Origin of the sequence: Sphaerisporangium sp. NPDC049002, assembly GCF_040649355.1 — a bacterium.
GTDB lineage: Bacteria > Actinomycetota > Actinomycetes > Streptosporangiales > Streptosporangiaceae > Sphaerisporangium.
On record NZ_JBEZFH010000290.1, the window covers coordinates 1 to 7,211 of the forward strand.

A 7,211-nucleotide genomic window follows, 5' to 3' on the forward strand; every position below is an offset into this window, starting at 1 on the left:
GCCGTACCTGCTGGCGCCGCTGCTCGCCATCCTGCTGCTCACGCTCGGCATCGTGCTCATCGTGGAACGCGATGGTGACCTCCTCACAGGTGGTCAACGCCTACCTGGCGGCCTCAGCCGCCCGGGCGCGCCGCGCCAGATGGGACTTCGAGGAGGAGAATCCACTTCGCGACGCCCGCGGCTTCGACCTGGCCCGCGAGATCGCCGACCCCACGCAGCTCACCGACGAGGATCTCGGGCTGGCCAACGTCATCCTGACCAACGGGGCGAGGCTGTACGTCGACCACGCCCATCCCGAGTACTCCACGCCCGAGTGCACCAACCCGCGGGCCGCCGTCATCTGGGACAAGGCCGGCGAGCGGGTGATGCACGACGCCGCGGTCCGCGCCTCCGGGATGCCGGGGAACGCTCCCATCCAGCTGTACAAGAACAACACCGACAACAAGGGCGCGTCGTACGGCTGCCACGAGAACTACCTCATGCGGCGGGCGACGCCCTTCGCCGACATCGTCAGGCACCTGACCCCGTTCTTCGTCTCCCGCCAGGTCGTCTGCGGGGCGGGCCGGGTCGGCATCGGGCAGGACTCGCGCGGCGAGGGCTTCCAGATCAGCCAGCGGGCCGACTTCTTCGAGGTCGAGGTCGGGCTGGAGACCACGCTCAAGCGGCCGATCATCAACACCCGTGACGAGCCGCACGCGGACCCCGAGAAGTATCGCCGACTGCACGTCATCATCGGCGACGCCAACATGTCGGAGATCTCCACCTACCTCAAGCTGGGTGCCACGGCGCTGGTCCTCGCCATGATCGAGGACGGGTTCCTGACCGGTGACCTGTCGGTCGAGAGCCCCGTGGCCTCGCTGCGGGCCGTCTCCCACGACCCGACCTGCAAGTACGAGATCACCCTGCGGGACGGCCGCAAGATGACCGCCGTCCAGCTCCAGATGGAGTATCTGGAGCAGGCCCGCAAGTACGTCGAGGACCGCTTCGGCTCCGCCGTGGACGATCTCACCAAGGACGTGCTCAACCGCTGGGAGTCGGTGCTCACCCGCCTCGCCGAGGACCCCATGCAGTTGTCCAGGGAGCTCGACTGGGTCGCCAAGCTGGAGATCCTGGAGGGCTACCGCTCGCGTGACGGCCTGGCGTGGTCGCATCCCCGGCTCCAGCTCGTCGACCTGCAGTACTCCGACATCCGTCCGGACCGGGGCCTGTACAACCGCCTCGTGGCGCGCGACCGCATGCAGCGCCTGGTGACCGAGGAGGACGTCCAGCGGGCGATCGAGCTGCCGCCGAACGACACCCGGGCCTACTTCCGCGGGCGGTGCCTGCGCCAGTACAGCGAGTCGGTCGCCGCCGCCTCGTGGGACTCGGTCATCTTCGACATCCCGGGCCGCGAGTCGCTCCAGCGTGTGCCGACCTTGGAGCCGCTGCGCGGCACCAAGGCCCACGTGGGGGAGCTGCTCGACCGGTGCCGCACGGCCGCCGACCTGGTCAGCGCGCTCACCGGCGAACGCTGAGCGGGCCACCCCAAGCCCCGGCGCGGCGGTGAAGACCGCCGCGGGTGGGGACGCGTCCCGGTGCTGATCTACATTGTAAAGGCGCCGGGCGGGAACAGCCCGCTGCCCGTCAGCCGCATGGGGGGCACCGCGATGCCCTCCTTGCGAAGGATGTCCGAGAGCACCACCGCGGCCTGCTCGCTGGTGAGCCGCTCCGCCGGATCGGGTTCGAGCAGCCCCTGGAGAAGGGGTCCCAGCGCTCCTGCGCGCCTCGGCGGGCGGGGCTCGTCGGGGGCGTGCGCCGCGAGGATGTCCCCGCCCCCGGTGGCCGGGGGCCTGCCCTCCACCGAGAAGTACAGCGTGGCGCCGAACGACCACAGGTCCGCCGCCTGCGTCGCCGGATGGCCGTGCAGCCGCTCGGGCGCGATGTAGCCGGGCGAGCCCACGATCGGCATGGTGTTGGTGTGCGAGGACTCGCCCTGGAGCACCGCGATCCCGAAGTCGCTGAGGACCACCCGTTCCCCGGTCAGCAGCACGTTGCCGGGCTTGATGTCCCGGTGGAGGACCCCGGCCGCGTGGGCGTGCCGCAGGCCGCTGAGCAGGTGGAAGCCGATCCAGGCCGTCCAGTGCACGGGGAGGCGCCCGAGGTGCCAGGCCGTCGCCTGCAGGGTGAGGGCCTCCACCAGCTCCATGACGATCCAGAGCCGGCCGTCCTCCTCCAGCAGGTCGTGCACCGTGACGATGGCCGGATGGCTGAGCCTGGCGGCCGACCGCGCCTCGCGCAGCGCGTGGCGCCTGGCCGTGTTCACGTCAAGCTCGTCGTCGCGCGTCGGCCGCAACTCCTTGATCGCGACGTCGCGTGCCAGGCGCCGGTCGTGCGCGCGCCAGACGATACCCATGCCCCCTTGGCCCAGCGGCGAGATCAGCCGGTACCGATCTCCTAGCAGCTGTGCGTGGTCCGCTCTCATTTCACCCGTTCACATTTGGCATCGTGCCCTGCCCCCACGGCCGTTCCATCTTCCGTCTGGAGCGGGATGCCAATGGGTGGATCACCACAGAATGCCATACGGTACGGGATGGCGATCTGATTTACACGAGGCCGATCCCCAGGACGAGGGTGCCCGCGGCCAGGCAGGCGCCGCCGAGGGCGGTCAGCCAGATGAGCTTACCGGGCCGCGTGTCGCCGGGGCGGACGACCGACAGGAAGAACCCCAGGGGCATGAGGATCGGCGCCGCCGTGACCAGCACGCGCACGAGCTGCCTGAGGCCGTCCGACAGGTCGGCCTGGTCGACGTAGAGCATGACCACCAGGGCGAAGAGCAGGATAGGGGCACTGTCCAGTTGAACAAATCACACCAATTCGGCTGATTTGCCATAGCCCCTTGCGGGGAGGTTGTCTGACAGAACGGCCCTCCTCCAGACGGGCTCGCGTAGATCACCGAATGATCCGCGCGAATTGTCGTCCGGTTCGGGGAAGATATGAATCAGATGCGTCCCCCAAGCGGAGGTACCACATGGCGACGAAGGACACCGGCGGACAGAAGCAGACCAGTCGGCAGGAGACCGAGGTCGAAGAGACCGAGGCACAGGCGTCTCCGGACGTCCAGGAGCGTCAGGAGAAGCTGACCGACGACGTCGACGCGATCCTCGACGAGATCGACGAGGTTCTGGAGGAGAACGCGGAGGAGTTCGTCCGCAGCTACGTGCAAAAGGGCGGTCAGTAAGGTCCACGGGGTCAGCCCGCTCCGCCCCCGCACGCGAACGCCGGTCAGGTGAGGTGAAGCGTCGCGATCTCGAAGGGGCGGAGCGGTAGTCGCACGACCCCGCCCGCGGCATCGAGCGGGCGGATCGGGCGGCCAAGGGTGTCCGCGAGCCGCGCGGCGGTGAACGGGCCCCGCACGACCGCCTCGGCGGCCGACGGGTGCTGGGCCACCAGGCGCAGCTCCAGCCACCCGTCCCGCCTGCGCAGGGCGCCCAGCGTGACGCCGTCGCCGCTCACCTCCAGGGGCGAGTCCGGTCCGGCCGCGGCCTCGGGACCCGGCCCGGCGCTCCCCGAGCCGGGCACGGCCAGCAGGTCATGGTGGTACTCCTCGGCCAGGCGCACGAGCCCCGCCTCGTCCCACGTCCCGTCGTAGAGGTGCACCGCGAACCGCGTCGTCACGGTCCCAGGGCACTGCGCGTCCGGCGTGGCGATCTGCGGCCCGGCCGGCTCGTCCCGGTAGGCGTTGTGGTCGCGCGACAGGTAGCCGACCGCCCGCAGCAACGTCACGGCGAGCTCCCCGCTCGTCTCGCTCCCCGGCGGGCACACCAGCTCGTACTCGCTGACGTGGTCGAGCAGCACCGCGAGGCCCCCTGCGGCGACGAAGCCCGACGCGGGGAAGGTGGGCAGCGGCACCTCGCCGCAGCCGCCCTCGCCGGTCAGCCCCCGCCGCACGACCGCGTACTGGCCGCCGGCGTACGACTCCCCGGCCTCACGGGGCGGGGCCGCGTGCCACCGCACCCGGTGGTCGCGGCACGGGTTGGCGAACGTGGTCGAAAGGCGCACGAACGGCTCGCCCGCCCGCAGCTCCACGCGGGTGGTGACGGTGACCTCGGCGTCCTGCTCCGAGCGCGCCTCGGGCGTGGTTTGGCTCGGCCAGCGGTATCCCCGGGACACCTCCATCACCGAGACGAGCGGCCCCGAGCAGATCGCCGCGACCTTCACCCAGGCGGGGGCGCCGACCAGCCGGTCGGTCTCGGGGGGCGCGTGGTTGTAGGTGTCGCCGGCGTCGCCGCCGTCGACGATGCGACCCACGCCGTCGGCCCGCAGGCCCGAGGCGGTCCGCAGCGACAGCGTCCCGTCGGGCGCGGCGGAGACCCTCAGCAGGCCGTTGGCCACGACCCCCTCGGTGATGATCTCCCCATCACCCCCCGCGGGCCGCCCAGCGCCGTCCTGGAGCCTTCCAGCGCGCGTCTGGGACTCCGGTGAGGGGGCCTCGCCGGCGTCGGCGGGCGGCGAGGATGCCGGTTCGGCGCTTCCGGGCGCGTCCGTGGGTCCGGGCGCGGGCACGGACGTCAGGACCGTACGTCCGAGCGCGGGCACCTCCACACGGGCCGCGACGGTGACCACCGGCTCGGCCACCGTGCGCACTCGCCACGGGCCGGGCTCCTCGGCCGCCGCCAGGATGGCGGCCCTCAAATCGGCGTACTGGTACCCCGTGGTCGCGTGGCGGCTCACGACGACCGTGAAGACGTTCCCCTCGGCCGACCAGGAGACGATCTCGTGGCCGAACAGCTCGCGTTCGTGGACGCGCCCGAGGAGCCGCGTGAGGTCCTCCATGGACGACTCGTCCAGCAGGTGCGGCCCCCGGGCCAGCCGCTGCGCCGGCACCGCCGAGCCGCCGGGCGCGGTCAGGCACGACCGGTCCTCCGGCAGATCGGCCAGGACGAGCGCGGTGCGCGCGAACGGCGAGGGGTTGACGACGACGAGCTGGTCACGCCGGGCCCCTCCGGCGAGCGAGGCGCTCACCAGGTCGACCACCGCCTGCCCGATCTGCTCGGCCTCGGCGACGCGCGCCTCGACCTGCTGGGCGGTCTCGTCCGCGCCGCACCCGGTGATGGAGTCGTGGCCGCTGCACGCGACCAGGCCCCGCCAGGCCAGCTCGATCAGCCGCTCGCTCGCGGTGCGCTCGCCCGCCGCTCGGCCGCCGGTCCCGTGTCCGCCGGGGACGCCGTCGCCCAGCCAGAGCGCCGACAGGGGCTCGGCGTAGCGGGTGACGACGCGCTCGGCCCGTCCCATGACCTGCTTGAGCCGGATCCGGGCGGAGATGACCCCCGGCAGGATGTTGGCCCGGGCATGGGAGCGCAGCTCGCCCTCCACGACCGTGAGCCCCTCCACGCCGGCGGTGGCGAGGTACTCGCCGAGGGTGGCGAGGCGCAGGCCGGCGGCGGTGATGTCCCCCGAGGGCGCGGAGTGGTCCGCTCCGTACATCGCCAGCAGAGGCCCCTCGGGACGCCACTCCCGCATGGTGGAGGTGAACGCCTCCAGACGGTCGGCCAGCCCCTCGGCGGGCCCGGTGAACAGGGCGACCGCGTTGCCGTAGCCGCCCGGCAGGTACTGGGTGCGGATCACCGTGCCGTCGGCCCCCTTCCAGGCGAACGCGTCGCGCTCGACCGACTGGGGGACCCCGCGCCACAGGCAGGCGACCGGCAGCCCGGCCAGGGCGAGGATCTGCGGCATCTGGGCGCAGTGCCCGAACTGGTCGGGGAGGTACCCCACCTCCATGGCCCCGCCCAGCTCCCGCGCGCCCCGCAGGCCGTACTCCAGGTTGCGGATCAGGGTCTCGCCCGAGCACAGGAACTCGTCGGCCAGGATGGTCCAGGGCCCGGCGGCGAAGCGCCCTTCGGTGACGAACCTGGTGATGTCGGCACGGCGCTCGGGCCGGATCTCCAGGTAGTCCTCGACGGCGGCGAGCTGGCCGTCCATGGTGAACCGGTAGGCGGGTTCGGCCGCCATGGTGTCGAGCACCTCGTCGAGCATCCGGACCAGCCCCATCCGGAAGCGCTGGAAGGGCAGGTACCACTCGCGGTCCCAGTGGGTGTGGGGGACGACGACGATCTCGCTCAACGCGGTTCCCTCCAGGAGACGGCCGGGGTCAGGCGCGGAACATCCAGGCGCACGAGGTCCGGATGCACAGAGCCCGGGTGCACAGAGCCCGGGTGCGCGGGGTTCGGATGCGGAGGGTGTTGGTGCGCGGCGTTCAGGTGCACAGGGCCATGACCTCGTTCCGTGTGGTCTCCAGCCGGTGCGGGCCGCGACGGGCGGGCAGGGTCACGCGGTCGCCGCGGATCACCGACCGGTGCTCGGAGCCCCACAGGACGAGCCCGTCGCCGCCGAGCACCAGGAACTCGTCCCCGTGCCGCAGCAGCAGCGGCCCGGAGGGGCCGGACGAGACGGCGGTGCGCCCGGCGCGGACGCCCTCCACGATCGCCGAACCCCCGCCGGCCGGATCGCCGTGGTCCGCGGCGAGCACCCAGGTGCAGGGGGAGCCGGGCGGATGGTTCTCCTCGGGCCGGTGGTAGTCGCCGCCGCCGACGAACACGAGGTCGTCGCGCCAGGCCTGCGCCCAGGACAGGGGCGCTCCCCAGGTCCGGTCCCACCAGCCCGAGTGCCAGATCTCGGCCGTACGGGGGCGCTCGGTGAACGGGTGCCGCCACGCGCAGTCGGCGGCCAGGGGATGGTTGACCGACAGCAGCCCGCCCCCATCGCGTACGGCTCGCGCCCAGGCGTCGGGATGCTCGCGGAAGTCGATCCAGCCGAGGTCGCCGAAGGCGTTCGCGTGGCCGAGGTCGGTCGTGACCTCCTGGCCGGGGATCAGCGTGATCCCGGCGGCAGAGGCCACGGCGGGCAGTTCGGCGTGGTGGCTGACGGTGTTGTGGTCGGTGACGGCCAGGAAGTCCAGGCCCTCGGAGCGGGCCAGGAGGGCCAGCTCGGTCACGGTCAGGGAGCCGTCGGAGTGCACGGTGTGGGCGTGCAGCTCCCCGGCCCGCCACCGCAGGCCGTCCAGCTCAGGAAGGTCCCGCCGTGCCGAGGCGGGCACGACGGGGGAGGGCGGCGGAGCGCCGGGCGGGCCGGGGGAGCCGGGTCGGCCCGAGGACCGCGCCCGCCGCCGTGGCCGCGAGGACGACCGCGCAGATGGCGAGCAGCGGGACGAGGGAGTCGGACAGGTAGCCGAGATA

Annotated in this window: 6 protein-coding genes; 2 read left to right on the top strand and 4 right to left on the bottom strand. The window is 72.5% G+C overall.

The window, feature by feature from the left end; all coding sequences use genetic code 11:
* Positions 1 to 1,514: depupylase/deamidase Dop (gene dop / locus AB0B89_RS33465; RefSeq protein WP_358560803.1), on the top strand; the 1,514-nt coding region annotated here is incomplete at its 5' end.
* A gap of 68 nt (positions 1,515 to 1,582) precedes the next feature.
* Here dop and AB0B89_RS33470 read toward each other — a convergent pair.
* Together AB0B89_RS33470 and AB0B89_RS33475 are read right to left on the bottom strand one after the other, a co-directional pair.
* Positions 1,583 to 2,461 carry a serine/threonine-protein kinase gene (locus AB0B89_RS33470; RefSeq protein ID WP_358560806.1) on the bottom strand — a complete coding sequence of 293 codons (879 nt, stop codon included), beginning with the start codon at positions 2,459 to 2,461 and terminating at the stop codon, positions 1,583 to 1,585.
* Positions 2,462 to 2,582: 121 nt separating this feature from the next.
* On the bottom strand, positions 2,583 to 2,801 hold the full coding sequence (locus AB0B89_RS33475) for a hypothetical protein (protein ID WP_358560809.1): 219 nt from the start codon (positions 2,799 to 2,801) through the stop codon (positions 2,583 to 2,585).
* A gap of 206 nt (positions 2,802 to 3,007) precedes the next feature.
* On the opposite strand from AB0B89_RS33475, the gene AB0B89_RS33480 reads away from it, so the two are divergent.
* On the top strand, positions 3,008 to 3,217 hold the full coding sequence (locus tag AB0B89_RS33480) for a ubiquitin-like protein Pup (RefSeq protein ID WP_262844534.1): 210 nt from the start codon (positions 3,008 to 3,010) through the stop codon (positions 3,215 to 3,217).
* 44 nt (positions 3,218 to 3,261) lie between these two features.
* Here AB0B89_RS33480 and AB0B89_RS33485 read toward each other — a convergent pair whose 3' ends face one another.
* Positions 3,262 to 6,099: an alpha-mannosidase gene (locus AB0B89_RS33485; RefSeq protein ID WP_358560812.1), complete on the bottom strand. Its 2,838-nt coding sequence runs from the start codon at positions 6,097 to 6,099 to the stop codon at positions 3,262 to 3,264.
* A gap of 133 nt (positions 6,100 to 6,232) precedes the next feature.
* Complete coding sequence (locus AB0B89_RS33490) at positions 6,233 to 7,072, bottom strand: CehA/McbA family metallohydrolase (protein ID WP_358560815.1); 840 nt, start codon at positions 7,070 to 7,072, stop codon at positions 6,233 to 6,235.
* Between the last annotated feature and the right edge of the window lie 139 nt (positions 7,073 to 7,211).

Coding starts and splice junctions, on each gene's coding strand:
- AB0B89_RS33470 (WP_358560806.1), bottom strand. CDS start 2,461: ATGAGAGCGGACCACGCACAGCTGCTAGGAGATCGGTACCGGCTGATC.
- AB0B89_RS33480 (WP_262844534.1), top strand. CDS start 3,008: ATGGCGACGAAGGACACCGGCGGACAGAAGCAGACCAGTCGGCAGGAG.